This window comes from Roseateles sp. AC306 (genome assembly GCF_979253795.1).
In genome coordinates, this window is sequence record NZ_CEEDEB010000013.1 from 1 (window position 1) to 26,658 (window position 26,658).

The following is a 26,658-nucleotide window of genomic DNA, read 5'->3' on the forward strand; positions in this document are numbered from 1 at the left end:
GCTGTACCCGGCAAGCACGGACATTGGTAGCGTCCTGATGCTGCCTTTCCGGCCCAAAGCGAACAGGCAAATCGCGCTGCCGCCCGCCACGCGACCGCTGCCTGATTGATTTGAGCGCGTCGCATCCCTGTGAACCTCGGTACCGCAGCATCGTGTAGCCGCTGGTTTGAGCGTTGGGTTGCGGCCAGATCCCCTGATGGCTGCTTGACCGCTCCACAGCGGTCGTCCCTACTGGCGCCGCAACCAGTGGGCGAATGAAGGCTTTAGGTCCCGGACCGTAAATCTGGCCAACTGCCCCGGATGTCGGCACCCGCTGCCATACCGTTCTCCGTCGTCGAGATCGGATTTCGGCTTTGGGCACAAAGCTGCTGCAAGGACGTCGGCATTGAATCGCAGGAAATTGGCCGGCAACAGCCGCTGTAGAGTGGCAGCTCCACTGCAGCTCTCGTGGTTCGGCAAATGTTCGAGGGCTTAACTTGCGCCCGACGAACGTTATATGTTGGCGTCATCGCCACGTCTGGTCGGGGGCAGCGACGGCTTGGTTGACGGACGTTCGCGCTCGAAACAGCGTAGACCCACAGCTCCTTGCGCCATCACCGCCCCGCCGACTGGACAATCGGCTCAGGCGTTGATTTCACCGAGCTGGTCATCTTCGGCGCGATGGGTCATGTACTCCAGGCGCCACACGGTCAAGGCTCTGGCCTGACTCACCGTGATCTCTTCCTCGGACACCGCGAAGCAGGCGTTCAGGCGAATCAACAGGCCGGCCTCAGGCAGGCGGCTCGCAAGCGCCTTCTCCACAGCATCAGCCGCCGCGTCGGCAGCGTCTGCTGCCGCATCCGGTTCATCACCAGGATGGAAGACCAGGACGACGCTCAGCGCATAGGGATCGCCCGAGGCGCGCTCGACGCACCGCCCCTGGTCCAGGTCGAAGTAGATGAACGAGATGATCTGGCCGTGGGCATCGATTGCCTTGGCCAATTTGATGTCCGCCTTCGTATCCCGCATGCGGGTCACGAATTCGTCAGGGAAATCCGTTATCAAGAAAGGAACGTCACGCGTTATCTGTTCAGCGCGGCGCAGCGTTTGGCAACTCGTTACTCGAAACAGCTATCAACGCTGGCGCTCTCCGGACATCGGATCGAATCCTTCCCGCGTCAGGTGTTCAATCACCGACGGCTCGTCGAGCAGCACGCGACGAGCCAGATTGACGGCTGCCACCATGGCTCTTCACGCCAACTCATCCTGAAATCAGAGACATGCTCCCGCTCTGTGCCCGCCGAGGCACTCCTCAGCTCCGGCTCTGTGGCGGAGAAGAAGTACGGCTTCTCGATGTGTGATGGCATTCGAGACCTTGACCACTTCTTGGCAAAGGCGAAACAGTGCGCGGCGAACGCATCGTGGAACTGTGGGCGTCGGCCTTCGTGTCGAAGGTTCGCGCTTGCAACGGGTACCCTTTGCGGCGAATCCGCGCCTCCCATTGGTAGTCGCCTCGCTTGTAGTAGCTGGCCATGCCATCTGCTCCTGTCACTTCCTCAGTTGCCAAAACAGGCAGTGGCGGAAAAGTGTCGGAGAAAAGGCCTCGTATAAATTTTCGAGGCCGCTCAAGCAGTTCTGAGGCGTTAACGCCAGACCATCAAAGTCATCGGCCACGCGCTGATGCGCAGGCAGAAATCTCAATAGCGACAGGCACTTGCAGCGCACAGACCAAACAAAAAGCCCGACACGAATTCATCCGTGTCGGGCTTTTGATTCCTACCAATTTTGGTAGGCGCGATTGGATTCGAACCAACGACCCCCACCATGTCAAGGTGGTGCTCTAACCAACTGAGCTACGCGCCTGAAGAGCTGCGCACTATAGCAGGGTTTTCACAGCGCCGTCCAGTTCACTTGCGGCGGGCGGAGCGCACGCCGGTGATGGTGCAGAGATCACGCAGCACCTTGTTGAGCCGGGTCGCGTCAGACAACTCGAGCGTGAAGCTCATCCACGCGGTATCGCCACCCCCGGTCTTCGGCTTGGCCGCGCCGCCCTGCAGCGACTGCGTGTTCACGGCGACGACGTTCATCTTCTCCTTGGCGAAGATCTCCAGCACGTCGCGCAGCAGCCCCTGGCGATCACCGGCCTCCACCAGCACATCGACCGGATAGACCGGCGCGCTTTTGCCGACGGGCTCACCACCGCCCCACTCCACCGCAATGACGCGCTCCGGCGAGCGGCGTTTCATTTCGGCAAGGTTGCTGCAGTCGCTGCGGTGGATGGCCACGCCCTTGCCGCGCGTGACGAAGCCCTCGATGCCGTCCGGCGGCGCGGGCCGGCAGCAGCGCGACAGCGTCGTCAGCAGCGAGTCGATGCCCACCACCAGAACGCCGCTCCGGGCGCCGCTGCTGGCGTTGCGCGTATGCCTCTGCGCGAGCAGCTCATCCTCGTCGGCCACGGGCTCGGGCGGGCGCAGCAGCAGCTCGATGTTGCGCAGCGAGTACTCGTCCTTGCCGACCACTTCGAAAAGCGCGTCCGCACCCTTGAATCCCAGGCGTGAGGCCAGCTCGTCGAGCTTGAGAGCCGTCCTTCCCTCACGCTGCAGCAGCTTCTCGACCAGTTCCCGGCCCTTGGCAATCGTCTGCGCCTGCTGCAGCGCGTTGAACCACGCCCGCACCTTGGCACGCGAGCGCTGGCTCTGCAGATAGCCAAGCTCGGGGTTGAGCCAGTCCAGCGATGGCCCGCCCTCCTTGGCGGCAATGATCTCGACCGTCTGGCCGCTGTGCAGCGGCGTGTTCAGCGGCAGCATCTGGCCGTCGATGCGGGCGCCGCGGCATCGGTGGCCGAGGTCGGTGTGCACCGCGTAGGCGAAGTCCACCGGCGTTGCCCCGGGCGCCAGCTCGACGATGGTGGCCTGTGGCGTGAAGACGTAGATGCGGTCGTCGAAGGCCGGCGCGCCTTCTCCCCCGCCAGCGCCCTGCACCGTGTCGCGCTCCCAGGCCAGCAGCTGGTTGAGCACGGCCTTGCGGGCGCGGGCCACCTGCTCCTCGAACTCGCCAGCTGCACTGACACCGGCGTAGCCGCGCACGCCCGCCTCCTTGTAGGCCCAGTGCGCCGCGACGCCATGCTCGGCGTGGTCGTGCATCTCGCGCGTGCGGATCTGCACTTCCATGACACGCTCGTCAGGCCCCAGCACGATGGTGTGCAGGGACTGGTAGCCGTTCGGCTTGGGCTTGGCGATGTAGTCGTCGAACTCGCCCGGCACCGGCGCGTAGAGCTCGTGCAGCCGGGCCAGCACGGCATAGCAGTCGGCCACGCTGGCGACGATGACCCGTAGCGCGCGCAGGTCGAAGACGCGGTCCAGCGCCAGGTCCTTGCCCTGCATCTTCTTGTGGATGCTGTAGAGGTGCTTGGGCCGGCCCTGCACCTCGGCGGCGATGCCTTGGGCATAGAGGTCGGCCTGCAGCGTCGCACGCGCGGTCTCGATGCGCTGCTCGCGTTCGACGCGTTTCTCCTGCAGCCCCTTGGCCAGCGCCTTGTAGGCCTCGGGTTCGCGAAAGCGGAAGGCCAGGTCTTCCAGCTCCCACTTGATCTGCCAGATGCCCAGCCGGTTGGCCAGCGGCGCGAACACGGCCTGCGACTCGGCTGCCAGCTCCAGCGGGCAAGGCGTCTTGCTGGCGGCATACCAGCGCAGCGTCTGCAGCCGCGACGCCAGGCGCAGCAGCACCACGCGCAGGTCGCGGGAGAAGGCCAGCAGCATCTTGCGCACGCGCTCGGTCTGCTCGGCCTTCTGGTCGGTGCTGACCTTGGCGGCCCGCGCGGCGCGCTGCATCTGCACCAGCTTGCGCGTGTGCATGACGAGGCTGGCATGGCTGTCGCCAAAGGCCTTGGCGACGACCTCTTCGGGCTTCGTCAGGAAGTCGGCCGCGTAGACGAGGTAGGCCGCCGCCTGCAGCTCCTGGGCCGTGCCGATGGCCAGCAGGATGGCGGCAACGCCGTCGGCATGGGCGAGGGCGTTTTCGCCGGTATCCAGGGCCTCGGCGGCCAGCAGCGGTTCGGCAAAGGCCCGAGCGCGGGCCACCTCGGCGTTGGAATGTCCGGTGCTGGCATCCAGCAACGCAACGATGGGCGCGGTGGCGGCGCCCTCGGGCATCAAGCCTGTCTTCATGACCTCATGAACTCAAAAAATCCCTCACGATGGCGATCTGGTCGTCGTGGATCAAGGTAGGTGCATGGCCGATGCCCGGCAGCTCGACGAGGCGGGCGCCGGGGCCGCGTTGCGTCATGGCGCGGGCGGTCTCGGTCGTCAGCAGGTCGCTGTCGGCGCCGCGGATCAGCAGCGTCGGGCAGGTCAGCGTGTCATAGGCGGCCCAGAGGGCAGCTTCGCCGGCGGCAGCGATCTCGGGCGTGATCGCGGCAAAGGGCAGGCCGATGGCGGGGTCGTAGCGCAGCCGCCATTCGCCGCCCTCCTCGCGGAACAGCGGTTCGGACAGCGCCAGCCAGGCGTCGTCGCCGTGCGGGCCGAAGCCTTCGGAGATGGTGCGCAAATAGGCCGCGCCCTCGGCCAGTGACGCGAAGCGCGGCGTCTTGCCGATGTAGGCGCCGATGCGCTGCAGGGCCTCGAAGCGGATGGCCGGGCCGACGTCGTTCAGCACCAGGCGGCGCACCAGGCCGGGCTGGCCCTCGCGCCCGCGCAGCGACGCCACGCCGAGGCCGATGAGGCCGCCCATGGACGTGCCCACCCAGTCCACCTGCTCCACGTCCAGCCGGGCCAGCAGTGCCACCATGTCGGACACATAGGCCGGAATCTGGTAGCCGCCGGGCTGGCGCAGCCAGTCGGACTGGCCACGGCCGGCCACGTCGGGGCAGACGACGCGATAGCGGCTGCTCATGACGCGGGCCAGCGCATCGAAGTCCCGCCCCTGGCGCGACAGGCCGTGCACGCAGACCAGCACCGGGGCGTCCGCGCTCGGACCGGCCCACTCCCAATAGGCCATGCGATGCAAGCCCGTGGCGTCGAGGCAATTGACGAAGCGCAGGTCGGGCTGGGTCATGGTTCAATCCTTTGAAACCATCGTAGCAAGGACCCTCCATGTTGAAAGGCAAGACCGCCCTCGTCACCGGTTCCACCAGCGGCATCGGCCTGGGCATCGCCCTGTCGCTTGCGCGCCAGGGCGCGAACGTGATCCTGAACGGCTTCGGCGATGCCGACACTCCCAAGGCCGAGGTCGCGGCGCTGGGCGTCAAGGTCGGCTACCACGGTGCCGACATGAGCAAGGCCAACGACATCGCCGCCCTCGTGGCCTACGCGGACGCCGAGTTCGGCGGCATCGACATCCTCGTCAACAACGCCGGCATCCAGCATGTGGCGCCGGTGCAGGACTTCCCGGTCGAAAAGTGGGACGCGATCATCGCCATCAACCTCACCTCGGCCTTCCACACGACCCGGCTGGCGCTGCCGGGCATGTTGGCCAAGGGCTGGGGCCGCATCATCAACATCGCCTCGGCGCACGGCCTGGTCGCGTCGGCGCAGAAGTCGGCCTATGTGGCGGCCAAGCATGGCCTGGTGGGCTTCACCAAGAGCATCGCGCTGGAGACGGCAACGACGCCTGTCACCGTCAACGCCATCTGCCCAGGCTGGGTACTGACGCCGCTGGTGCAGAAACAGGTCGACGCGCTGGCAGCGAAAGATGGCGTCGACGACGCCGAGGCCAAGCGCCGTTTGCTGGCCGAGAAACAGCCCTCGCTGCAGTTCACGACACCGGACGAGTTGGGCGAGCTGGCCGTCTTCCTGTGCTCGAACGCGGCCATCAACGTGCGCGGCCAGGCCTGGGCGATGGACGGCGGCTGGACAGCTGTCTAGAAATGTCAGCCCCGGCTCGACGGCTACGTCGAGCCACCCCCGCGGGGTGCGGGCCGGTTCAGGAGCGGCCCGGCGCTCGGCCCGCTCACTTGGTCAGCTGAACTGAGCCATTGACGTTCACCGTCACGATCGCCTTGCCCGCTTCCGTCGGGAGGGCCGCATCAGCACCCTCGGTCTTCATGCGGGCCATGGCCATCATGGGCCTCGGCACCGAGTTCTCGTCGCTGGCGATGTTGACCTCGCCCACCACGTAGCTGCCGTATCCGAACAGCTTCGCGTACTCCGCCGCCTTGGCGCGGTAGCGGGCGATGGCCTGGGCGGTGATGTCGGCCTCGGCCTTCTCGCGCGACTCACGCGACAGGCTGTAGCCCACGCGGGCTATCGTCAGCGTGTTGATGCGCCCCGTCAGCTGGGCGATCGCAGCGGTGTCGCGGCCCTCGACCTGCAGCTCGGCGCTGCCCTGCCAGCCGTTGATCTTGCCGGTCTTGGGGTCATGGCGCGGGTAGAGCGAGAAGCCGCCGGTCTGCACATCGACCTGCCCCGGTTTGGCGACCTTGCGCGCCTCGGCCAGCGCCGCGTCCAGCGCCTGCTTGAGCGCGGCCTGCACGGCGGCGGCTTCCACGCCCTCGCGGGTCGTGGAGAAGCTGACGCCGAGCACGTCGCGCACGACTTCGGCGCTGGCGCTGGCCGACAGGCTCAAGCGCTCGCGCGGCGCCTCGGCTTGCGCATGGGCAGCCAAGGCCATTGCAAGGGCGGGCAAAACAGCGAACGTACGCATAAGTCTTCCTTTCAAGGCGGGGAAACCAGCTTAGCCCGGCCAGATGGCAACGACTTGTAAGCCATGCCTCCTGTCCTACAAGCCGGGGTTTCAAACCTGAACACAATGGCGCTGTTACAAATTAAGGAGCCGCGATGAATAGCAGCGCGAACCCCCGCCAGAACCGAATTCTTGTCGTCGACGACGACGCCCGTATCCGCGATCTTCTGCGCCGCTACCTCACCCAGGAAGGTTTTGAAGTCCTGCTCGCCGAAGACAGCCGCGCGCTGAACAAGCAGCTCACTCGCGAGACGGTCGACCTCATCGTGCTCGACCTGATGCTGCCCGGTGAAGACGGCCTGACCATCTGCCGCCGCCTGCGCGCTGCCAACGACCAGACGCCCATCATCATGCTGACGGCCAAGGTGGAAGACGTGGACCGCATCGTCGGCCTGGAAGTGGGCGCCGATGACTACCTCGCCAAGCCTTTCAACCCCCGCGAACTGCTGGCCCGCATCAACGCCGTGCTGCGCCGCCGCCCGCCGCCGGAAGCCCCCGGCGCGCCGAGCAAGGAGCCGATGACCGTCACCTTCGGCCCATTCGAGTTCGACCTCGCGCTGCGCCGCCTGATGAAGAATGGCGAGCAGCTGCCGCTGACGACCGGCGAGTTCTCGATGCTGAAGACGCTGGTGCGCCACCCGCGCCAGCCGCTGTCCCGCGACAAGCTGGCCCAGCTGGCACGCGGCCGCGAGTTCGAGCCCTTCGACCGCAGCCTCGACGTGCAGATCTCCCGCCTGCGCAAGATGCTGGAGGCCGACCCCGCCCAGCCGCGCTACATCCAGACGGTGTGGGGTGTCGGCTACGTGTTTGTTCCCGACGAAAATTCGTGAGCCCCTCGCCCAGTCTTGCCGCGCTGTACGCGGGCAAGCCTGGGCGGTCCCCCGAGGGGACGGCGATGCTTGCCGGATTGACCGGCAAGCACATCGCCCGCAGGGCCGGCTTGGGGGCGGCCCGGCGCTCGGCCCGAACACAAATGGACTGACAGATGGCCCGCCCTCACCTCGCCCTCAACCTCTTCTGGCGCACTTTCGCCTGGCTGGCCCTGCTGCTGGCCGGCGCGGTGCTGGCTTGGCAGTACACCTTCAAGCTGCTGGAGGCCCAGCCGCGCGCCTTGCAGTCGGCCGAGCAACTGGCTGGCCTCGTCAAGCTCAGCCGCATCGCGCTCGAGCACACCGACCCGATCAACCGCGTCGCCGTCATCACGTCGATGTCGCGCGGCGACACGGTGCAGGTGCGCGTGGCCGAGACGAGCGACCGCTGGCTGCCCTATGACACCACCCCTTTCGCCCAGCGGCTGGCCGCCGAGCTCACCTCCACGCTGGGGCCACACACGGTCGTCGCCCGCAGCGTCAACGACAGGCCGGGACTGTGGGTGCGCTACGTCGTCGGCGAGGACGCCTTCTGGCTGCGCACCAGCCCGGCGCCGCTGTCCGTCTCGCTGGCCGGCAACTGGTGGTGGGTGGCGATTGCGCTGCTGGCCACTGTCGTCGGCTCGGCGCTGATCGCGCGCCTCATCAACCAGCCGCTGCGCGAGCTGGCCGACGCAGCCGGCCGCATCCGGGACGGCGAGTACGACTCGCGCCTGGACGAGAACACCATGACCAGCGAGATCCGCGAGGTCAACATGGGCTTCAACCGCATGGCCCGCGAGCTGGCCAAGCTGGAAGAAGACCGCGCCGTCATGCTGGCCGGCATCTCGCACGACCTGCGCACGCCGCTGGCCCGCCTGCGGCTGGAAACCGAGATGAGCGTGGCCGACGAGCAGGCACGGCACTTCATGGCGCAGGACATCGATCAGCTCGACGCCATCATCAGCAAGTTCATGGACTACGCGCGACCCAACGAGACGCAACTGCGCGAGACGCGGCTGACCGACGTTGTCGAACGCGAGGTACAGGGCTTCCGCGACCCCGACCAGATCCGCTTTCGCGTGCAGGTCAGCGAGGCGCTGAAGGTCTTCGTCGACGACACCGAGCTGGGCCGCGTGCTGCTCAACCTGTTCGAGAACGCGCGCCGCTACGGCCATGCCGAGGGCGAGCCGGCGCGTGTCGACGTGAGCGCCACGCGCCAGGGCTCCTGGGTGGAGCTGCGTGTGCGCGACCACGGCCCCGGCGTGCCGCCCGACCGCCTGCAGCGCCTCACCGTGCCTTTCTACCGGGGCGACGCAGCCCGCACCGCTGCCAGCGGCGCGGGGCTGGGGCTGGCCATCGTCGAGAAGTCGGTGCAACGCCTGGGCGGCACGCTGACGATCAGCAACGCCGACGGTGGCGGGCTGATCACGGTACTCAAGCTTCAGGCGGGCTGAGCTAACCTCTGCGCCGGCAATCACCGGGCGCTCGCCCCGCCCGCTGTCATGCGCTTATCGCGACACCTCGCACTGTTGACCCTCCTGCTGCTGCAGCGGCCCGCCCTCAGCGCGCAGGTCCTGGACGTTCTCGTCTACCCGAACGCAGGCGTGTTCGAGTCAGCGTCCGGGCAACCTGGAGGTCCGGGCGGCGCGCTGCTGGACCGGATGCAGACGCTCAGCGGCGTCACGCTGCGCCAGCAGATCGTGCCCATGGGCCGGGCCTTGCTGCTCGCCGAGCAGAAGCCGGGCAGCTGCGCCGTCGCGCTGTCACGCACGCCGGAGCGTGAGCCACGCTTCCTGTGGGTAGGCCCTTGGGCGCGCGGCGCGATGGCGGTCTACGGTCGCAGCGACGAGACCCGGCGGGTCGACGGCGCTCAAGGCCTGCGCGGCCGCAGCATCGTCGTGCTGCGCGACTCATCGCCCGCCGCCTGGCTCAAGGAACAGGGACTGGCGGCCGAGGACGTCAAGGACAACGGCACCGCGCTGCGCATGCTGCAGGCCAGGCGCGTGGACTTCTGGCTGGCCAACGACGTCGCCGCGTACTTCGTCATCCGGGCCGGTGGCGGCGAGGCGCCGCGCCTGATGCACAGCTTCGGCCGCATCGACCTCTACTTCGCCTGCCACCCGGCCACCGATCCGGCCACCACCAACGCCCTGGACGTGGCCATCGCGCAGCTGCGCCGCAACGGCGAGCTGGCCGAGTTCGGCCTAGGCCGCTGACAGCAGGCAGACGGCGCGCGCCTCGATGGCGCGGCCCTCGCCCACCGGGCCCATCTTCTCGGCCGTCTTGGCCTTCACGTTGATCTGGCCGACGTCCACGCCCAGCACCTCGGCCAGACGGGCGCGCATGGCCGGAATGTGCGGCGCCATCTTGGGCGCCTGGGCGACGATGGTCGTGTCGAGGTTCACAAGCCGCCACCCGGCCTCGCGCACGCGGCGGTAGGCCTCGGCCAGCAGCACCATCGAGTCGGCACCCTTGAACTCGGCGGCCGTGTCGGGAAAGAGCTTGCCGATATCGCCCAGGGCAGCGGCGCCGAGCAGCGCGTCGGTGATGGCATGGGCCAGCGCGTCGGCGTCGGAGTGGCCGAGCAGGCCGTGCGTGTGCGGGACCGTGATGCCGCCGAGGACAAGCGGGCGGCCGGTGACGAGCTGGTGGGTGTCCCAGCCTTCGCCAATCCTCAGTGCGGGGAGCGCGGGAAGAGTCATGCCGGCATTCTCGCTGCCTGCTATGGTGCGCCCCGCCATGAAACGACTCGCCCCCTTCTGCTGGTTCGTCTGCCTGCTCGCGCTCTGCCAGCTGGCCCGTGCCGAAACGCTGCCGCCCCGCCCCAAGGTCGGCCTCGTGCTGTCCGGCGGCGGCGCGCGTGGCCTGGCCCACATCGGTGTGCTGCGCGTGCTGGAGGAGATGCAGGTGCCGGTGGACCTCATCGTCGGCACCAGCATGGGCGCCGTCGTCGGCGGCGCCTACGCATCGGGGCGCAGCCTGGACGAGCTGGAAGCGCTGGTGAAGAGCGCCAACTGGAACGCCATCTTGGCCGACCGCCCGGCTCGCGAGCGACTGGCCATCCGCCGCCGCGAGGACGACGAGCGCCTGCCCTCACGCATCGAGTTCGGCTTCAACCTGCAGCGCGGCGCCATGCTGCCCGGCGGCGCAGCGGCCAACGGCCAGCTGGAGGCGACGCTGACCTCCCTGCTGCCCGCCACGCGCACGGACGACCCGCTGCGCAAGCTGCCCATCCCGTTCCGCGCCGTGGCGACGGACCTGCTCTCCGGCGCCATGCTCGACCAGGCGGACACGCCGCTGTTCGAGGCCCTGCGCGCGTCGATGGCCGTGCCCGGCGTGTTCGCGCCGCTGCGTGTCAACGGCCGCCCTCTCGTCGACGGCGGCCTGGTGCGCAACCTGCCCATCGACCTGGCACGTCAGCTCGGTGCCGACATCATCATCGCCGTCAACGTCGGCACGCCGCTGCTGGAAGAGCGCGAGATCACCAGCGCCGTCATGGTGGCCAACCAGATGCTGCAGATCCTGACCGAGCAGAACGTGCAGCGCTCGCTGCGCGAACTGAAAGCCCGGGACATCATCATCGACCCCGACCTCGGCGGCATGGGCTTCATGGACTTCTACCGCGCCGACGAAGCCATGGCCACCGGCCGGCGTGCGGCGCTGGCGGCCGGCGAACGCCTGGCCCTGCTGGCATCGCCCGCCGCCTACGCCGCCTTGCAGGCCCGCCGCCTGGGCCCGCCAGAGTCGGCGATGGCCGCGCTGCCGCTGGGTGAACTGAAGATCAGCGGCACGAACCGGCTCAACGCCGAGGCGCTGCGGGCAGAGCTGGCGCTGGCCCCGGGCGACCCGGTCGGTCGCGCGGAGCTGACCCGGGCCGTCGAGCGCCTGGACGGCACGGGCGACTTCGAGCGCATCGAGACCGAGATTGATGACCGCGATGGCAAACGCAGCGTCGAGTTCAAGCTGACCGAAGCCGACTGGGCCGCCAGCCGCGTGCGCCTGGGGCTGGAGCTGTACAGCAACTTCGCCGACGCCAACAGCTACTCCCTCGTGGCCATGCATGTGGCCAACTGGCTCAACCCCTGGGGCGCCGAGCTGCGCAGCGTCGCGCGCATCGGCTCCTCGCGCGGCCTCAACACCGAGTTCTACCAGCCACTCGGCCCAGGCTCGCGCTGGTTCGCCAGCGCCAAGCTCAGCTACGCAGCCGGCAGCAACGACCTCTTCGACCAGGGCCAGCGCGCGCTGCGCCTGTCCAGCAGCCTGACCAGCGCCCAGCTCGAACTCGGCCACCGCATCGCCGGCCTGGGCGACCTGCGCTTTGGCATCGGCCGCCTGCGCGCGGACGACGAGGTCGTGCTGCCCGTCGTGCCGGGCGGCAGCCGGCGCGCGCAGACCTACGGCCAGCAATACGTCGAGCTGCACACCGACTCGCTGGACTCGCTGGCCTTCCCCAGCCGCGGCCAGTGGACGACCGCGCGCATCGAATGGCTGCACCCGCGCGGCGAGTCCAGCGTCATCAACGCGTCGCTGCTCGGCCTCGCCGCCTTCCGCCTGGGCGAATGGGCCGGCCAGCTCTATGGCGAGTTTGCACATGCCGAGCGCGGCCAGGCGCGGTCGCTGGGCGGCTATCTGCGCCTGTCCGGCACGCCCGACGGTTCGCTGCTGGGCGAGAACATGGTGCTGGCCCGCGTCGTCATGGCGCGCCGCATCGGCGAGATGCCGGTCGGCCTGGGCGGCGCGGTGCGCGTCGGCTTTTCCCTGGAGACCGGGGCAGTTGGCAACGGCGCGGGCCTGAAACTCGCCAACCTGCCGCGCAGCGGCTGGCAGCTGGCGGCCAGCGGTTTCCTCAGTGTCGACACGCGCTTCGGGCCGTTCTTCCTGGCACTGGGCACCACGCGGCGCGGCGAGACGGCGGCCTATCTGTTGCTCGGCCCGACCTGGTAGGCCGCGGAGGGACTTGCCGGTGCCACCGGCATGAACGTCGGGCATGCTGATTGCCTGAGTCGGCCAATTTGACGGGACCCGACTTGCCAGCACCTCAACTCCATCGCCTGCTCTATGTGAGCGCAGCCCTGATCGACCCCTGCGGGCCCGAGCCGCGGGCCATCCTGGCGGTGGCCACCCGCCGCAACGCCGAGCTCGGCGTGACCGGCCTGTTGTGCTTTTCAGGGGAGCATTTCGCGCAGATCCTCGAGGGCCCGTCGGCGGCCCTGGAGACCTTGATGACGGCCATCCGCGCCGACAGCCGCCACCAGCTTCTGCGCGAATGGCAACCCCAACCCATCCCCGATGGGCGACGGTTGTTCCCCGGCTGGGCGATGGGCTATTCGCACGACGAACGGCTGGATGCCGCGATGGCCCAGCTGGTGCTGGAGCCCCATGAGCTGCCGCTCGACACCGTGGCCGATGTGCTGTTCGCCGGGCTGGACGTGTACGGTGCGCGGCCTCGCCCCTGATCGCGCGCCAGCCGTTCACGGGGCTACCGCCAGCCAAGCGGAGGCCTGGATGGCCGCTCTGCCCGAGGCGGTGCTGGTCAGCCGCAACGGGACGGTCGCCTATGCGAACGCGGCGGCACGCCGTCTGTTTGCCGCCGCACCCGGCGATGAATTGCCGGGCAGGCTGCTCGCCAGCTTGTTGCCTGCCACCGGCGCCTCGGGCGAAGCGCGGGGACTCCGCCTGGACGGCAGCGGGTTCTCCGCGGCGGTGAAGTGCGAGCCGGTAAGCCTTGCCGGCGAGCCCGCCCTTCTGCACCTGGTGCAGGACGCCGAGCCCGAAAGCGCGCTGCGGCAGCGACTGGATAGTCAGCGCGCCGAATTGCTGGCGCTGTCCGGCCGTCTCATCCAGCTGCAAGAGGACGAGAGGCGCCACATTGCCCGCGAGCTGCATGACGAGATCAGCCAGTGCCTGAGCGCCATCCGCGTGCAGTTCGCCAAGCTGCAGCGGCGAATCTCGTCATCCGAAGCCCTGGCGCTGGTCAACAGCGCGGCCAGCCTGACCGAGCGCACCCTGGGCAGCGTGCGCAGCTTGTCGTTGATGCTGCACCCGCCGCAGCTGGACACCCTCGGGCTGCGCGCGGCGCTGCGCTGGCATCTCGGCGAACAGCAGAAGCTGCACGGGCTGGACATCGTCTTCGAGGCCGGTCCGCTGGACGAGCCCCTGCCGCCGGAGGTGGCGATCGCGGCCTATCGCATCGTGCAGGAGTCGCTGTCCAACGCCTTGCGCCACGCCCATGCCCGGCGCGTCTCGGTCTCGATCCACCGGCAGGGCAGCACGCTGGCCTTGGAGATCAATGATGACGGCATCGGCTTCGACGCCGGAAACCTCCGCGCCCGCGTCTATCTGATGCCCACACTGGGCCTGCTGAGCATGGCCGAGCGCGCCCGGCTGCTGGGCGGTGAACTGAACATCAGTTCCGCACCAGGACAGGGCACAAAAATTGCCGCACGGCTGCCCGTTCAAAACCAGGCCGGCCATGACGACACACCGAGTGATGTTGGCTGAGGATCATTCGCTCGTCCGAGCGGGTATCCGATCGCTCATTGAAGAACTGCCGGGCCACGAGGTGGTCGCGGAAGCGGAGGACGGCGAGCAGGCCATCGAGCTGGCCGGCCAGCACCACCCGGATGTGCTGGTGCTCGACATCAACATGCCCCGGCTCGACGGCATCCGGGCGCTGCCGCGCATCAAGCAGGCGAGCCCGGCCACGCGCGTGCTGATCGTGTCGATGTACGACAGCGCGGATTTCGTCATGCAGGCGCTGCAGGCCGGGGCCGACGGCTATCTGCTCAAGGACGCTGCGGCCGCCGAGCTGACGCTGGCGCTGCAGGCCCTGGAGGCCGGCCAGAGCTACCTGAGCCCGGCCGTGTCGGCGCCGGTGGTGCAGCGTGCCGTGGACGCGATGCGTGCCTGCGCCGAAACCCCGCCACCGGCGCCAGCGATCGACCGGCTGCCGTTGACGCCCCGCCAGGTGGACGTCCTTCGGCGTGTGGTCGCGGGCACCAGCATGAAGGAGATCGCCTACGAGCTCGAGTTGAGCGTGAAGACCGTGGAGGCCCACCGCGCTCAGATCATGGAGCGACTGAACATCCGCAACCTGCCACAGCTGGTGTTGTTCGCAGTGCGGCACGGGCTCGTGACTCCGGATCAACCCTGAGGCCTAACGCCGCCATCCGTGGCGCATCAGGTTTTGGAGTGGGTCACCCCCGGCACTGCCTGATGGAGTGCGCGGGCCTTCTGGACGAAAAACCAGGCATCCCGGCATGCCTGCAAGCACGGCTGCCCCGGGAACCACCCAAGCCCCAGGAGCCTGCATGTCCCTTGCCGTCGAAACCGCTGTCGCGGTTGCGCACCCGCCCCCGTCACAGAGGGTCGCCACCGCCGCCGCACGGCCCACCGGTGCGCGTGAATATCTGACATTCCGTGTCGGTGCCGAGGAATACGCCATCGACATCCTGCGCGTGCAGGAAATCCGCGGCCATGGCCAGGTGACGCGCATTGCGCACGCCCCGGCCGTCGTCAAGGGCGTCATCAACCTGCGCGGCGTCATCGTGCCTGTGGTGGACTGCGGCTGTGCCTGCAGGCCGCGTCCTCGTTCCGGGACGAGGACACCGTCACCATCGTGCTCGACCTCGGCGCGCGCGTCATCGGCACTGTGGTCGACGCCGTCTCCGACGTGCTTTCGTTGGCCGACGCCGACATCCGCCCGCCACCCGAACTCGGCCAGAGCGCCACCTCCGCCGCCCTGCTCGGCATCGCCAGCATCAACGACGGCGGCGACGCCCGCCGCATGCTCGCCGTGCTGGACATCGAGCGCCTCCTGACCGATGCCGACATCGGCCTGTGAATCAAGACACCGAAGAATCCATATGAACAACCTCAAGCTTTCCTCACGCCTGGCGCTGGGCTTCGGCCTGGTGCTGACGCTGCTGGCCCTCATCGCGGCCGTCGGCATTTCGCGCATGGCGCGATTGAATGATCAGCTGGACGACATCGTCACCATCAACAACGCAGAGACGCGCCTGGCGGTCGCGATGCGTCTGGCCATCAACCAGGTCGCGACGGCAACCCGCAACATCGTGCTGCTCACCGACGAGGCCAGCATGAAGGCCGAAGCGGAACGGCTGCAAAAGTCGCGCGCGGATTACGACTCAGCCGAAGAAAAGCTCGGCAAGATGTTCGCCGACCTTGCCGACACCACCGCCGAGGAAAAGGCGCTATTCGCCCGTATCAAGGAAGCCAAGGCCGCAGCCCGTCCTTCCGTCAACAAGGTCATGGAGCTGGGCCTGCAAAACAAGGCCGAGGAAGCCACTGCCGTGTTGATGAAAGACGCTCAGCCCATGCAGAACGCCTGGCTCAAGGTACTCGGTGAACTTGCCGAGTTCGAAGACGAACTCAATCTGAAAGCTGCGGCCGAAGCCAAGGCCGACTACACCGTCGGCCGCAATGTGATGCTCGGCTCCAGCCTCGTCGCGCTGCTCGTCGGCATTGCGGCGGCCATCGTGCTGACACGCAGCATCGTCAAGCAACTCGGCGGCGAACCGTCCTACGCGACGGACGTGGTCAGCCGCATTGCCGGCGGCGACCTGTCGCAACCGGTCGACGTCAAGGCCGGCGACACCTCGAGCCTGCTGGCCGCCATGCAGCGCATGCAGGTCGCACTCGTCGACATGGTGGAGAACATCCGCAGCGGCTCGGACAGCATCGCCATCGGCTCCGGCCAGATCGCCACCGGCAACGCCGACCTGTCGCAGCGCACCGAGGAGCAGGCCAGCAATCTGCAACAGACGGCAGCGTCCATGGAGCAGCTGACCAGCACCGTGCGCAACAACGCCGACGTGGCCCGGCAGGCCACCTCGCTGGCCAGCTCGGCCAGCAGCGTGGCGGCCAAGGGCGGCGAAGTGGTGGGCAAGGTGGTGCACACCATGGAAGAGATCAGCGCCTCCAGCAAGCGCATCTCGGACATCATCGGCGTCATCGACGGCATCGCCTTCCAGACCAACATCCTGGCGCTGAACGCAGCGGTCGAGGCCGCGCGTGCCGGAGAACAGGGCCGGGGCTTCGCGGTCGTGGCCGGTGAAGTGCGCACGCTGGCCTCGCGCAGCGCGGAAGCCGCCAAGGAGATCAAGTCGCTGATCGGCGCCAGTGTCGAGAAGGTGGAGAACGGCACCGGCCTGGTCGCCGAAGCCGGCCGCACGATGGACGACATCGTCGCCCAGGTACGCCGTGTCAACGACCTGATCGCCGAGATCAGCGCCGCCACGGTCGAGCAGACCAGCGGCATCGGCCAGATCAACGACGCCGTGACGCAACTTGACCAGGTGACGCAGCAGAACGCCGCGCTGGTGGAGGAAAGCGCCGCCGCGGCCGACAGCTTGCGCACCCAGGCCGACCTGCTGGTCAAAGCCGTGTCGACCTTCAGGACGGACGGCGCAGCGGCCAAGCCGCAGGCAGCCCGGTCCGCTCCCCAACGCAAGGCGCCCGCGCCGGTCCGCGCGCCCGCCGCCCGCCCGGCGAAGGCGGTTGCGCTGACGGCCGGCGACGGCTGGGAAGAACTCTGATCAGCCGAACCCGCCGGGAGGCGGGTTTTTTGCGTCAGCGCTCGCCGCTCAGCCAGAGCGCCGCGAGCGCGAAGTCCTCGGGCCAAGTCACCTTGAAATTGGCCATGGACGTGCGCACAAGGCGCGGCGCCAGGCCCAGTGCTTCCACCGCGCTGGCCTCGTCGGTCGCTGCGGCCCCCATCGCGGTCAGCGCCTTCTCGGCGAGACCGAGGCGGAACATCTGCGGCGTCTGCGCAGCCCACTTGTCGCGACGGTCCACGGTCGCTGTGACGCGGCCCTCGGTGTCGGCGGCCTTCAGCGTATCGGCAATCGGCTGGGCCAGCAGGCCGCCGACGGCGTCATGCTGGCAGGCATCGATCAGCGCATCGACCCACTCGCGCCGCAGCAGGCAGCGCGCGGCGTCGTGCACCAGCACCCAGTCGTCGTCCGTCGCACCACGTCGCCTCAGTTCGGACAGGCCGCCGAGCACGCTCTCCGCGCGGCTCGCCCCACCGACGCGAGCGACCCAGGCCTTGCAACCCGGCAGCGCCGCCTCGAAGCGGTCATCGGCGGGCGACAGCACCACCAGCGTCTGTTCGAGCCGAGGCACTGCGGCGAGTGCGACCAGCGTATGGGCCAGCATCGGCTTGCCAGCGATGTCGACGTACTGCTTGGGCATGCCGGCGCCCGAGCGTTCGCCGATGCCGGCGGCGGGAACGAGGGCGAAGAAGCGGGGATCGGTCATCCGCGCCATTGTTCCAGTGACCGTCAGTGGTCGTGACCAGGGTTCTGCCGCGCGAGACGCCGCAGCAAGCCCGGCCACGCCAGCTCCGCACCCGAGCCGCGCATGACCTTGTCGCTTTGCGCGCGGATGCCGGCCAGGATCTGCGCCGGGATGCGGATCAGCTCACCGCCACCGGCCTGCGCGGCGATCTGGATCTCGCAGGCGCGTTGCAGCATGAACATCTTCAGGAAGGTGTCGGCGGCGCTGCGGCCCAGCGTCAGCAGACCATGGTTGCGCAGCATCATCAGCGACGTCTGCCCCAGGTCGGCGACGAGTCGGGTCTTCTCATCGGGGTTGAGCGCCACGCCTTCATAACCGTGATAGCTGAGTGACGCCAGCGGGAACAGGCTGTGCTGCGAGATGGGCAGCAAGCCCTCGCGCTGCGTGCTGACCGCCACGCCCGCCACCGTGTGCAGATGCATGACGAACTGGGCGTCATCGCGCGCCTCGTGCACGGCGCTGTGGATGATGAAGCCGGCCGGGTTGACGTTGTAGTCGCTGGGCGCGACCTTCTCGCCCGCCGGGTCCACCTTGACGAGGCTGCTGGCGGTGATCTCCTCGAACATCATGCCGTAGGGGTTGATGAGGAAGTGATGCTCGGGGCCCGGCACCCGGGCGGAGATGTGCGTGAAGATCAGGTCATCCCAGCCGTGCAGCGCGGCCAGGCGGTAGAGGGCGGCAAGGTCGCAGCGGACGGCCCATTCTTCGGCGGTGCAGGTCGGCGTCTGGCTCATGGGGGTCTCCTCGCGGCAAAGCGTTTTTCAGCATAGCGCCGACAATCGCGCAGCCCCTGTCACCTCCGTTCCCATGCTGATTGCCGATCTCCGCCAGCGCCTGCGCGCGCTCGGCGCCAACCCCGACCATGAAAGCCGCGTGCTGCGCCACTGGGTGCAGCTGCTGCCTTTAGACGGTGGCAAGCGGCCGTTGCAGGGCTTCCTGCCCAGGGCGGTCATGCAGGCGCTGCCGGGGCTGATGACCGAACTGGACGGGCTTGTTGCGCTGCGCAGCGAACACGCCGGCGGCGACGGCGAATCGGCACGCCTGCTGCTCGGCTTGAACGACGGCCAGACCGTGGAGACCGTGCTGCTGCCACGCGACGGCGTCTGTGTGTCCAGCCAGGTCGGCTGCGCGGTCGGCTGCAAGTTCTGCATGACCGGCGTGGACGGCCTGATCCGCCAGGTCGGCAGCGCCGAGATCGTGGCCCAGGTGGTGCTGGCGCGGCGCAAGAACGCGAAGCTGAAGAAGGTCGTCTTCATGGGCATGGGCGAGCCCTCGCACAACCTCGCCAGCGTGCTGGACGCGATCACGCTGCTGGGCCGCGAGGGCGGCTTTGCGCACAAGCAGCTGGTGTTCTCCACGGTGGGCGACGAGCGCGCCTTTGAAGCGCTGAATGCCGCCGAAGTCAAGCCAGCGCTGGCACTGAGCCTGCACACGACCGGCGCGGCCAAGCGCGCCGAACTGCTGCCGCGTGCGCCGCGGCTGTCGCCCGAAGAACTCGTCGAGGCGGCCGACGCCTATGCCCGCGCGAGTGGCTATCCCATCCAGTACCAGTGGACGCTGCTGGACGGCATCAACGACGGCCCCGAGGAGCTGGACGGCATCGTGCGCCTGCTCAAGGGCCGCTACGGCCTGCTGAACATGATCCCCTTCAACAGCGCGCCGGGCCTCCCCTTCAAGCGGCCGAGCTGGGAGCGCGCGCGGGCCATCGCCGCCGAGCTGTGCAGCCGTGGCGTGCTGACCAAGCTGCGCGACTCCGCCGGCCAGGACGTGGAAGGCGGCTGCGGCCAGCTGCGCGCCCGCGAGGCCGTGGGCCGGCCTGTGCGCGTCGTCCGGGCGTCGTGAGGATTCACGGCTGACGGAGTGAACCGCCACCACAAACGGTGACAGGTCATGACCCGTTGGCACGCAGAATGCGAACCGCCGCGTCGACTCGATGCGAGAAGACATCCATCGGAGGAGACATGACCCCTTTCCAGACGTTCACGGCGCAGGCCCGCATGGCCGCATTGGTCGCCGGCACGGCGCTCTGCCTTCAGGCCACGGCCGCGCCCACGGTCAACAAGTTCGATCCCACGGCCCAGCTGGGCGGCAGCGCGCTGCAGCTCAACGGCAAGGGCACCCGGGTGCGTCTGGTCTTCAAGGCCTACGACATCGCCCTCTACACGACCAAGCACGTGAGCACGCCAGCCGAGCTGCTGGCGCTGCCTGGCCCGAAGCGCCTGCAGTTCGTCGCCCTGCGCGACCTGCCAGGCACCGACCTCGGCCGGCTCTTCCTGCGCGGCATCAGCGACAACACGCCCGCTGCGCAACTGACCCGCCACACGCTGTCCACCACCCGCCTCATCGAGATCTTCTCGGGCAAGGCCAAGCTCGTCTCGGGCGACACCTTCGCGATGGACTTCATCCCCGGCAAGGGCACGCAGTTCTACATCTCCGGCCAGGCCCAGGGCGAGCCGGTGGGCGACGACGAGTTCTTCACGCTGGTGCTGCGCATCTGGTTCGGCGACTCGCCGGCCGATACGCAGCTGCGTGATGCCCTGCTGGACGGCGGAAAAAACTAGCCTCCTAGAATCTGCCCCATGCGCCGCTGGTTCCTCGCCCTCCTCGCCCTGCTCGTGACAGCCCAGCTGTCCTGGGCCGGCGCGGCGCTGTGCTGCGTGGATGAACTGGCCGAGCAGAACCTCGTCGTGCTGAGCGGTGAGCCGGCCCAAGCGGCGGCAGCGGGCGATGCGCATCCGGTCTGCGAGACCGGCCACTGTCACTGCCACCACACCGGCTGCGCGACGCCGCTGGCTGAAGGCCAGGGCATCGTCGCGTCGCAAGCCGTGGCCCCCGCGCCGGCCGGCGCGGTGCGGCTCAGGTCGCACGTTCCGCCGGGGCTGGACCGACCCAATTGGCCGCGCGCCTGATTCGGCGCGACGCTTCCCTCCGCTGTTGATCTGAAGCGCGGCACCCCTGGGTGCCGGCCGCGCCGAACCGCCGTCGTTGGTCCCACAACCTCTGGAGAGTTCGATGCGAAGCCCTGCTGTTGGCTTTCTGCTGTGCATGGCGCTGGTGCGCGCCAGCCATGCCCTGACCCTGGCCGAGGCGCAAGCTCTGGCCCTCGCCCACAACCCCGACCTTGCCGGCGCACGGCTGGAGCTGCAGGCGCTGCAAGGCGCTGAACTTCAGGCCGGCGCACGGCTCAACCCCGAGCTGGGTGTGCTGCTGGAAGACAACCGCAGCGCCACGCGCACGACGACCGTGCAGCTGTCCCAGGCCATCGAGCTGGGCGGCAAGCGTGCGGCGCGCCAGGCAGCAGCCGGACAAGCGCGCGAGCAGGCCGCCGTGGCGCTGGCCGCCCGGCAGGCCGACGTGCGCGCGGCCGTGGCCACTGCCTTCTTCGACCTGCTCGGCGCGCAGGAGCAGCAGCGGCTGGCGGAGTCGTCGCTGGCGCTGGCGCGCAGCGCCACGGGCGCCGCCGACAAGCGCCTGCAGGCCGGCAAGGTGCCGCCGCTGGAGCTGTCCAAGGCCCGTGTCGCCGAGGCCGGCACGCGCGCCGAGCTGGCACAAGCGCAGAGCGACCTGCTGCTGGCACGCGGCCGGCTGGCGGCGCTGTGGGGCCAGGGCGCGCAGGCGGCGGCGCAGGCCGATGGCGACGCGGCCGCCCTGCCCGACCTGCCCGATGAGCAGCGCCTGCCGGAAGCGATGGCTGACGCGCCGGCGCTGCGCCTGGCGCGCCTGGACATCGCCCGCCGCCAGGCCTTGACCGAGGGAGAACGCGCGCGCCGCGTGCCCGACGTGACCGTGACGCTGGGCGCCAAACGAGACGCCGAGCTAGGCCGCACGCAGGCCGTCGTCGGCTTCTCGCTGCCGCTGCCCATCCATGACCGCAACCAGGGCGGCCTGCTGGAAGCCCTCCGCCGCGAGGATCAGGCGCGCGAGGCGCTGACCAGCGTCACGCTGAAGCTGCACACCGACGTGGCCCAGGCCACTGCGCGCCTGCGGCTGGGCCGCGAGCAGGCGCAGTTGCTGCGCGACGAAGTGCTGCCGACGGCGCAGACCGCCTATGACGCGGCGCTCAAGGGCTACGAGCTGGGCAAGTTCGCCTTCCTGGACGTGCTGGACGCCCAGCGCACGCTTTTTGCACTGCGCCGCCAGCAACTGCAGGCCAGCGCCGAGACCCACCGCGCCGCCGCAGAGCTGGACCGGCTGCTGGGCCGCCAAGCATCGAATGAGGACTGAAGCGATGAACAAGAAAAACACTGTGGCCATCGCCGCCGTGCTGGCCCTGGGCCTGCTGCTCGGTGTGGCCATCCTGCGCCACGACAAGCCCCATGCCCATGGTGACGAACACGGCCACGCCGACGAGACAACCCACGTCGCCGAGCCGGCTGCTGCAGCGAGCAAGGGCCCGCAGGGTGGCCGCCTGTTCAGCCAGGACGGCTTCGGCCTGGAGCTGACGATCTTCGAGACCGGCAGGGAGCCGGAGTTCCGCGTCTACCTCTATCGCGACGGCAAGCCGCTGGCGCCGACGCAGGCCGAGGTGACTGTGATGCTGCAGCGCCTGGGCCGCCCGCCGCAAGCCTTCAGCTTCAGCGCCGAGGGCGCGTACCTGAAGGGCGCTGGCGTCGTCGAGGAGCCCCACTCCTTCGCCGCGACCATCACCGCGAAGGCGGGCGGCAAGAGCCACGAGTTCCGCTTCGAGCAGATCGAGGACCGCGTCACCGTCAGCGACGAACAGCTGCGCCACAACGGCATCGTGTTGGCCACCGCCGGGCCGGCGCGCATCGCCAGCACGCTGCAGCTGCTCGGCGAGGTGAAGCTCAATCAGGACCGGGCCGTCGTCGTCACGCCGCGGCTGGCGGGCCTCGTCGAAGCCGTGCGCGTGAATGCTGGCGACCGCGTGCAGCGCGGCCAGGTGCTGGCCGTCATCTCCAGTCCGGCGCTGGCTGACCAGCGCAGCGAGCTGCTGGCCGCCAGCAAACGGCTGGCGCTGGCACGCACGACGCACGAGCGCGAGAAGAAGCTGTGGGAGGACAAGATCTCGGCAGAACAGGACTACCTGGCCGCGCGCCAGGCCATGCAGGAAGCCGAGATCGCCGTCGACGCCGCGCGGCAGAAGCTGGCTGCAATGGGCGCCTCGGCGAGCGATTCGGCATTGACGCGCCACGAGATCCGCGCGCCGATTGACGGCGTCGTCGTCGACAAGAAGATCAGCGTCGGTGAGGCGCTGAAGGAGGACGCGCCCATCTTCCAGCTGGCCGACCTGTCCAGCGTCTGGGTCGAGCTGACCGTGCCGGCCAGGGACCTCGGCCAGCTGCAGGAGGGCATGGCAGCCCGGGTCAAGGCCAGTGCCTTCGAGGCGCAGGGCGAGGCGCGGCTGAGCTACGTCGGCGCGCTGGTTGGCGAGCAAAGCCGCAGCGCGACCGCGCGCCTCGTGCTGGCCAACCCGAAGGGCCTGTGGCGGCCGGGGCTGCCGGTGACCGTGGACCTGAGCGCCAGCGCGGCCGAGGTGGCCGTGGCGGTCGCGACCGAGGCGGTGCAGACACTGCGCGGCGCCACCGTCGTGTTCGGCCGTTATGGCCAGCAGTTCGAGTCACGGCCGTTGACGCTGGGACGCAGCGACGGCCGGAACGTCGAAGTGCTCAAGGGGCTGGAAGCCGGCGAGCGCTATGCGGCGAAGAACAGCTTCCTGGTCAAGGCCGACATCGGCAAGGCCGGGGCCGAGCACGATCACTGAAGGCGCGACGATGTTCGAGAACCTCATCCGATTCGCCATCCATCAACGCTGGCTGGTGCTGCTGACCGTGCTCGGCATGGCGGTGCTGGGCGTGTTCAGCTACCAGCGCCTGCCCATCGACGCCGTGCCCGACATCACCAACGTGCAGGTGCAGATCAACACCGAGGCACCGGGCTATTCGCCGCTGGAGGCCGAGCAGCGCGTCAGCTTCGCCATCGAGACGGCCATGGCTGGCCTGCCGCGCCTGGAGCAGACACGCTCGCTGTCGCGCTACGGCCTGTCGCAGGTCACCGTCGTGTTCAAGGAGGGCACCGACATCTACTTCGCGCGCCAACTCGTGGGCGAGCGCATGCAGCAGGCGCGCGCCAGCCTGCCGGCCGGCCTGTCGCCCGCGCTCGGGCCCATCGCGACGGGGCTGGGCGAGATCTATATGTGGACGGTCGAGACCAAGCCCGGTGCGCTCAAAGCCGACGGCACGCCCTACACGCCGATGGACCTGCGCGAGATCCAGGACTGGGTCGTCAAGCCGCAGCTGCGCACCGTGCCGGGGGTGACCGAGATCAACAGCATCGGCGGCTATGCCAAGGAGTACCAGGTGGCGCCGTGGCCCGACAAGCTGGCGGCCCACGGCATCGACTGGCGGGAGCTGGTGCAGGCGCTCGAGCGCAACAACGCCAATGTCGGCGCGGGCTATATCGAGCGGCGCGGCGAGCAGGTGCTGATCCGAGCGCCGGGCCAGGTGGCCGACGTCGACGACATCGCCGGCATCGTCATCCGTGGATCGGTACGCGTGCGAGACGTCGCGGACGTCGTCATCGGCCACGAGCTGCGCAGTGGTGCGGCCACCGACAACGGCCGCGAGGTCGTGCTGGGCACGGTGTTCATGCTGATGGGCGAGAACAGCCGCCAGGTGTCGTTGGCCGTGGACAAGCGCCTGGAGGAGATCAACCGCAGCCTGCCGGCCGGCGTCATCGCGCAGACGGTCTACGACCGCACGACGCTGATCGACAAGGCGATTGCGACGGTGCGGACCAACCTGCTCGAAGGCGCCCTGCTCGTCATCGCGGTGCTGTTCGCCTTCCTGGGCAATCTGCGCGCGGCCGTCATCACGGCGGCTGTCATTCCGCTGGCCATGCTGTTCACCTTCAGCGGCATGGTGGCCAACAAGGTCAGCGCCAATCTGATGAGCCTGGGGGCGCTGGACTTCGGCATCATCATCGACGGCGCCGTCGTCATCGTCGAGAACTGCGTGCGGCGGCTGGCACACGCCCAGGCTGCGGCGGGCCGGGCGCTGAGCCGCGACGAACGCTTCGCCGAGGTCTTCGCCGCCGCCCGCGAGGCGCGCCGGCCGCTGCTGTTCGGCCAGCTCATCATCATGGTGGTGTATCTGCCCATCTTTGCGCTCAGCGGCGTAGAGGGAAAGATGTTCCACCCGATGGCCTTCACCGTCGTGGCGGCGCTGCTGGGCGCGATGCTGCTGTCGGTGACCTTCATCCCTGCGACCGTGGCGCTGTGGATGAATGGCAAGGTCAGCGAGAAGGACAACCGTCTGATGGCCTGGGCCCGACGTGGCTATGCGCCGCTGCTGGGTTGGACGCTCGCCCACCCGCCGCTCGTGCTGACGATTGCCGGCGTGACCGTCGCGTTGAGCGCGCTGTTGGCCACGCGCATGGGCAGCGAGTTCATCCCCAGCCTGGACGAGGGCGACTTCGCCGTGCATGCGCTGCGCATCCCCGGCACCAGCCTCACGCAGGCCGTGGAGATGCAGCGCGAGCTGGAGCGCACGCTGCTCCAGTCGCCCGAGGTGGCACGCGTGTTCTCCAAGCTGGGCACGGCCGAGATCGCCAGCGACCCCATGCCGCCCAGCGTGGCCGACACCTTCGTCATGCTGAAGCCCCGCAGCGAGTGGCCCGACCCCGGGCGCAGCACGACGGCCCTGGTCGAGGACCTGCAGGCCCTGGCGGGCCGCCTGCCCGGGAACAACTACGAGTTCACTCAACCCATCCAGATGCGCTTCAACGAACTGATCTCGGGCGTGCGCAGCGACGTGGCGGTGAAGGTGTTCGGCGACGACATGGAAGTCATGGAGGGCACGGCCGAAGAGATCGCGAAGCTGCTGCAGGGCGTGCCGGGCGCTGCCGATGTGAAGGTCGAGCAGACCACCGGCCTGCCCATGCTGACCTTGCAGATCGACCGCAGCAAGCTCGCTCGCCTGGGCCTGAGCGTGGCCGACGTGCAGCAGACCGTGGCCGCAGCCATCGGCGGCCAGGAGGCGGGCGTGCTGTTCCGGGGCGACCGGCGCTTCGACATCCAGGTGCGGCTGCCCGACAGCGTGCGCAGCGATGTCGACGCGCTGAAGCGCCTGCCGTTGCGGCTGCCTAGCGGCGCCCATGTGCAACTTGGCGAGGTCGCCGGCTTCGACGAGGCGCCGGGGCCCAACCAGGTCAGCCGCGAGAACGGCAAGCGGCGCGTCGTCGTCACGGCCAATGTGCGTGGCCGCGACATCGGCTCCTTTGTGACCGAGGCGCAGGCCAGCCTGCAGCAGAAGGTGAAGATTCCGAGCGGCTACTGGACGAGCTGGGGCGGCAGCTTCGAGCAACTGCAGTCAGCCACGGCGCGGCTGAAGGTCGTCGTGCCGGTGGCCTTGGGCTTGGTCTTCGTGCTGCTGTTCGCGATGTTCGGCAATGTGCGAGACGGGCTGCTGGTGTTCACCGGCGTGCCCTTCGCGCTGACCGGCGGCATCGCGGCGCTGTGGCTGCGCGACATTCCGCTGTCGATCTCCGCCGGCGTGGGCTTCATCGCGCTGTCGGGCGTGGCGGTGCTGAACGGGCTGGTGATGCTCAGCTTCATCCGCGGGCTGCGCGACGACGGCCTGCCGCTCGATCAGGCCGTTCGCGAAGGTGCACTGTCGCGGCTGCGGCCGGTGCTGATGACGGCCCTGGTCGCGTCCCTCGGCTTCGTGCCGATGGCCCTGGCCACCGGCACCGGCGCCGAGGTGCAGCGGCCGCTGGCCACCGTGGTCATCGGCGGCATCCTGTCGTCCACGGCGCTGACCTTGCTGGTGCTGCCGCTGCTGTACCGCTGGGCGCACCGCAATCCAGCCTGATG

The 26,658-nt window shown here is 68.8% G+C and carries 22 protein-coding genes, 1 tRNA gene and 1 pseudogene; 16 read left to right on the forward strand and 8 right to left on the reverse strand.

Annotated features, from left to right (window positions below):
* Nucleotides 1–621 precede the first annotated feature (621 nt).
* The 4 genes from AC0IZJ_RS21290 to AC0IZJ_RS21305 form a co-directional block, all read right to left on the reverse strand.
* Nucleotides 622–1,008, reverse strand: a complete 387-nt coding sequence (locus AC0IZJ_RS21290; protein WP_471853507.1) for a hypothetical protein — start codon at nucleotides 1,006–1,008, stop codon at nucleotides 622–624.
* A gap of 757 nt (nucleotides 1,009–1,765) precedes the next feature.
* Nucleotides 1,766–1,842 (reverse strand) — tRNA-Val (locus AC0IZJ_RS21295).
* Nucleotides 1,843–1,886: 44 nt separating this feature from the next.
* On the reverse strand, nucleotides 1,887–4,145 hold the full coding sequence (locus tag AC0IZJ_RS21300; protein ID WP_471853509.1) for a RelA/SpoT family protein: 2,259 nt from the start codon (nucleotides 4,143–4,145) through the stop codon (nucleotides 1,887–1,889).
* 4 nt (nucleotides 4,146–4,149) lie between these two features.
* The gene (locus AC0IZJ_RS21305; protein ID WP_471853511.1) at nucleotides 4,150–5,031 is read right to left on the reverse strand and encodes an alpha/beta fold hydrolase; all 882 of its coding nucleotides are present in this window, start codon (nucleotides 5,029–5,031) and stop codon (nucleotides 4,150–4,152) included.
* A 38-nt stretch (nucleotides 5,032–5,069) separates the two neighbouring features.
* On the opposite strand from AC0IZJ_RS21305, the gene AC0IZJ_RS21310 reads away from it, so the two are divergent.
* Nucleotides 5,070–5,840, forward strand: a complete 771-nt coding sequence (locus tag AC0IZJ_RS21310; RefSeq protein ID WP_471853514.1) for a 3-hydroxybutyrate dehydrogenase — start codon at nucleotides 5,070–5,072, stop codon at nucleotides 5,838–5,840.
* Between the two features lie 85 nt (nucleotides 5,841–5,925).
* On the opposite strand, the gene AC0IZJ_RS21315 is transcribed toward AC0IZJ_RS21310, so the two are convergent.
* Nucleotides 5,926–6,585 carry an SIMPL domain-containing protein gene (locus AC0IZJ_RS21315; RefSeq protein WP_471853515.1) on the reverse strand — a complete coding sequence of 220 codons (660 nt, stop codon included), beginning with the start codon at nucleotides 6,583–6,585 and terminating at the stop codon, nucleotides 5,926–5,928.
* Nucleotides 6,586–6,752: 167 nt separating this feature from the next.
* On the opposite strand from AC0IZJ_RS21315, the gene ompR reads away from it, so the two are divergent.
* From ompR to AC0IZJ_RS21330, 3 genes are all read left to right on the forward strand, one after another.
* A complete protein-coding gene (ompR, locus tag AC0IZJ_RS21320; protein WP_458232797.1) occupies nucleotides 6,753–7,487 on the forward strand; it encodes an osmolarity response regulator transcription factor OmpR in 735 nt (244 codons plus the stop codon).
* 155 nt (nucleotides 7,488–7,642) lie between these two features.
* Complete coding sequence (locus tag AC0IZJ_RS21325; RefSeq protein ID WP_471853517.1) at nucleotides 7,643–8,962, forward strand: ATP-binding protein; 1,320 nt, start codon at nucleotides 7,643–7,645, stop codon at nucleotides 8,960–8,962.
* 75 nt (nucleotides 8,963–9,037) lie between these two features.
* Nucleotides 9,038–9,724, forward strand: coding sequence for a substrate-binding periplasmic protein (locus tag AC0IZJ_RS21330; protein WP_471853519.1), 687 nt, complete (start codon nucleotides 9,038–9,040; stop codon nucleotides 9,722–9,724).
* Here AC0IZJ_RS21330 and ispF read toward each other — a convergent pair.
* On the reverse strand, nucleotides 9,713–10,210 hold the full coding sequence (gene ispF / locus AC0IZJ_RS21335; protein WP_471853521.1) for a 2-C-methyl-D-erythritol 2,4-cyclodiphosphate synthase: 498 nt from the start codon (nucleotides 10,208–10,210) through the stop codon (nucleotides 9,713–9,715). The two genes, AC0IZJ_RS21330 and ispF, sit on opposite strands and share 12 nt — an antisense overlap.
* 37 nt (nucleotides 10,211–10,247) lie before the next feature.
* On the opposite strand from ispF, the gene AC0IZJ_RS21340 reads away from it, so the two are divergent.
* The 6 genes and pseudogenes from AC0IZJ_RS21340 to AC0IZJ_RS21365 all read left to right on the forward strand — a co-directional run bounded on the left by AC0IZJ_RS21340 (nucleotide 10,248) and on the right by AC0IZJ_RS21365 (nucleotide 17,065).
* Entirely contained in the window at nucleotides 10,248–12,452 is a 2,205-nt protein-coding gene (locus AC0IZJ_RS21340; protein WP_471853523.1) for a patatin-like phospholipase family protein, read from the forward strand.
* Between the two features lie 83 nt (nucleotides 12,453–12,535).
* Nucleotides 12,536–12,964: a BLUF domain-containing protein gene (locus AC0IZJ_RS21345; protein WP_471853525.1), complete on the forward strand. Its 429-nt coding sequence runs from the start codon at nucleotides 12,536–12,538 to the stop codon at nucleotides 12,962–12,964.
* A 49-nt stretch (nucleotides 12,965–13,013) separates the two neighbouring features.
* The gene (locus AC0IZJ_RS21350; RefSeq protein WP_471853526.1) at nucleotides 13,014–14,009 is read left to right on the forward strand and encodes a sensor histidine kinase; all 996 of its coding nucleotides are present in this window, start codon (nucleotides 13,014–13,016) and stop codon (nucleotides 14,007–14,009) included.
* Nucleotides 13,981–14,661: a response regulator gene (locus AC0IZJ_RS21355; RefSeq protein ID WP_471853527.1), complete on the forward strand. Its 681-nt coding sequence runs from the start codon at nucleotides 13,981–13,983 to the stop codon at nucleotides 14,659–14,661. The genes AC0IZJ_RS21350 and AC0IZJ_RS21355 overlap by 29 nt, the downstream gene beginning before the upstream one ends.
* Before the next feature lie 157 nt (nucleotides 14,662–14,818).
* Nucleotides 14,819–15,351: pseudogene (locus tag AC0IZJ_RS21360) on the forward strand (chemotaxis protein CheW).
* A 22-nt stretch (nucleotides 15,352–15,373) separates the two neighbouring features.
* Nucleotides 15,374–17,065: a methyl-accepting chemotaxis protein gene (locus AC0IZJ_RS21365; protein ID WP_471853529.1), complete on the forward strand. Its 1,692-nt coding sequence runs from the start codon at nucleotides 15,374–15,376 to the stop codon at nucleotides 17,063–17,065.
* A gap of 34 nt (nucleotides 17,066–17,099) precedes the next feature.
* On the opposite strand, the gene ispD is transcribed toward AC0IZJ_RS21365, so the two are convergent.
* Both ispD and AC0IZJ_RS21375 read right to left on the reverse strand, forming a co-directional pair.
* Nucleotides 17,100–17,789: a 2-C-methyl-D-erythritol 4-phosphate cytidylyltransferase gene (gene ispD, locus AC0IZJ_RS21370; protein WP_471853530.1), complete on the reverse strand. Its 690-nt coding sequence runs from the start codon at nucleotides 17,787–17,789 to the stop codon at nucleotides 17,100–17,102.
* A 23-nt stretch (nucleotides 17,790–17,812) separates the two neighbouring features.
* A complete protein-coding gene (locus tag AC0IZJ_RS21375) occupies nucleotides 17,813–18,562 on the reverse strand; it encodes a class II aldolase/adducin family protein (protein WP_471853531.1) in 750 nt (249 codons plus the stop codon).
* Between the two features lie 73 nt (nucleotides 18,563–18,635).
* On the opposite strand from AC0IZJ_RS21375, the gene AC0IZJ_RS21380 reads away from it, so the two are divergent.
* The 6 genes from AC0IZJ_RS21380 (at nucleotide 18,636) to AC0IZJ_RS21405 (ending at nucleotide 26,656) form a co-directional block, all read left to right on the forward strand.
* Entirely contained in the window at nucleotides 18,636–19,670 is a 1,035-nt protein-coding gene (locus AC0IZJ_RS21380) for an RNA methyltransferase (RefSeq protein WP_471853533.1), read from the forward strand.
* 119 nt (nucleotides 19,671–19,789) lie between these two features.
* On the forward strand, nucleotides 19,790–20,389 hold the full coding sequence (locus tag AC0IZJ_RS21385; protein ID WP_471853534.1) for a chalcone isomerase family protein: 600 nt from the start codon (nucleotides 19,790–19,792) through the stop codon (nucleotides 20,387–20,389).
* An 18-nt stretch (nucleotides 20,390–20,407) separates the two neighbouring features.
* Nucleotides 20,408–20,737, forward strand: a complete 330-nt coding sequence (locus AC0IZJ_RS21390; RefSeq protein ID WP_471853535.1) for a hypothetical protein — start codon at nucleotides 20,408–20,410, stop codon at nucleotides 20,735–20,737.
* 103 nt (nucleotides 20,738–20,840) lie between these two features.
* Nucleotides 20,841–22,052 carry a TolC family protein gene (locus AC0IZJ_RS21395; protein WP_471853537.1) on the forward strand — a complete coding sequence of 404 codons (1,212 nt, stop codon included), beginning with the start codon at nucleotides 20,841–20,843 and terminating at the stop codon, nucleotides 22,050–22,052.
* A gap of 4 nt (nucleotides 22,053–22,056) precedes the next feature.
* Complete coding sequence (locus AC0IZJ_RS21400; protein ID WP_471853539.1) at nucleotides 22,057–23,550, forward strand: efflux RND transporter periplasmic adaptor subunit; 1,494 nt, start codon at nucleotides 22,057–22,059, stop codon at nucleotides 23,548–23,550.
* A gap of 10 nt (nucleotides 23,551–23,560) precedes the next feature.
* Nucleotides 23,561–26,656: an efflux RND transporter permease subunit gene (locus AC0IZJ_RS21405; RefSeq protein ID WP_471853540.1), complete on the forward strand. Its 3,096-nt coding sequence runs from the start codon at nucleotides 23,561–23,563 to the stop codon at nucleotides 26,654–26,656.
* The last annotated feature ends 2 nt before the right edge of the window (nucleotides 26,657–26,658 follow it).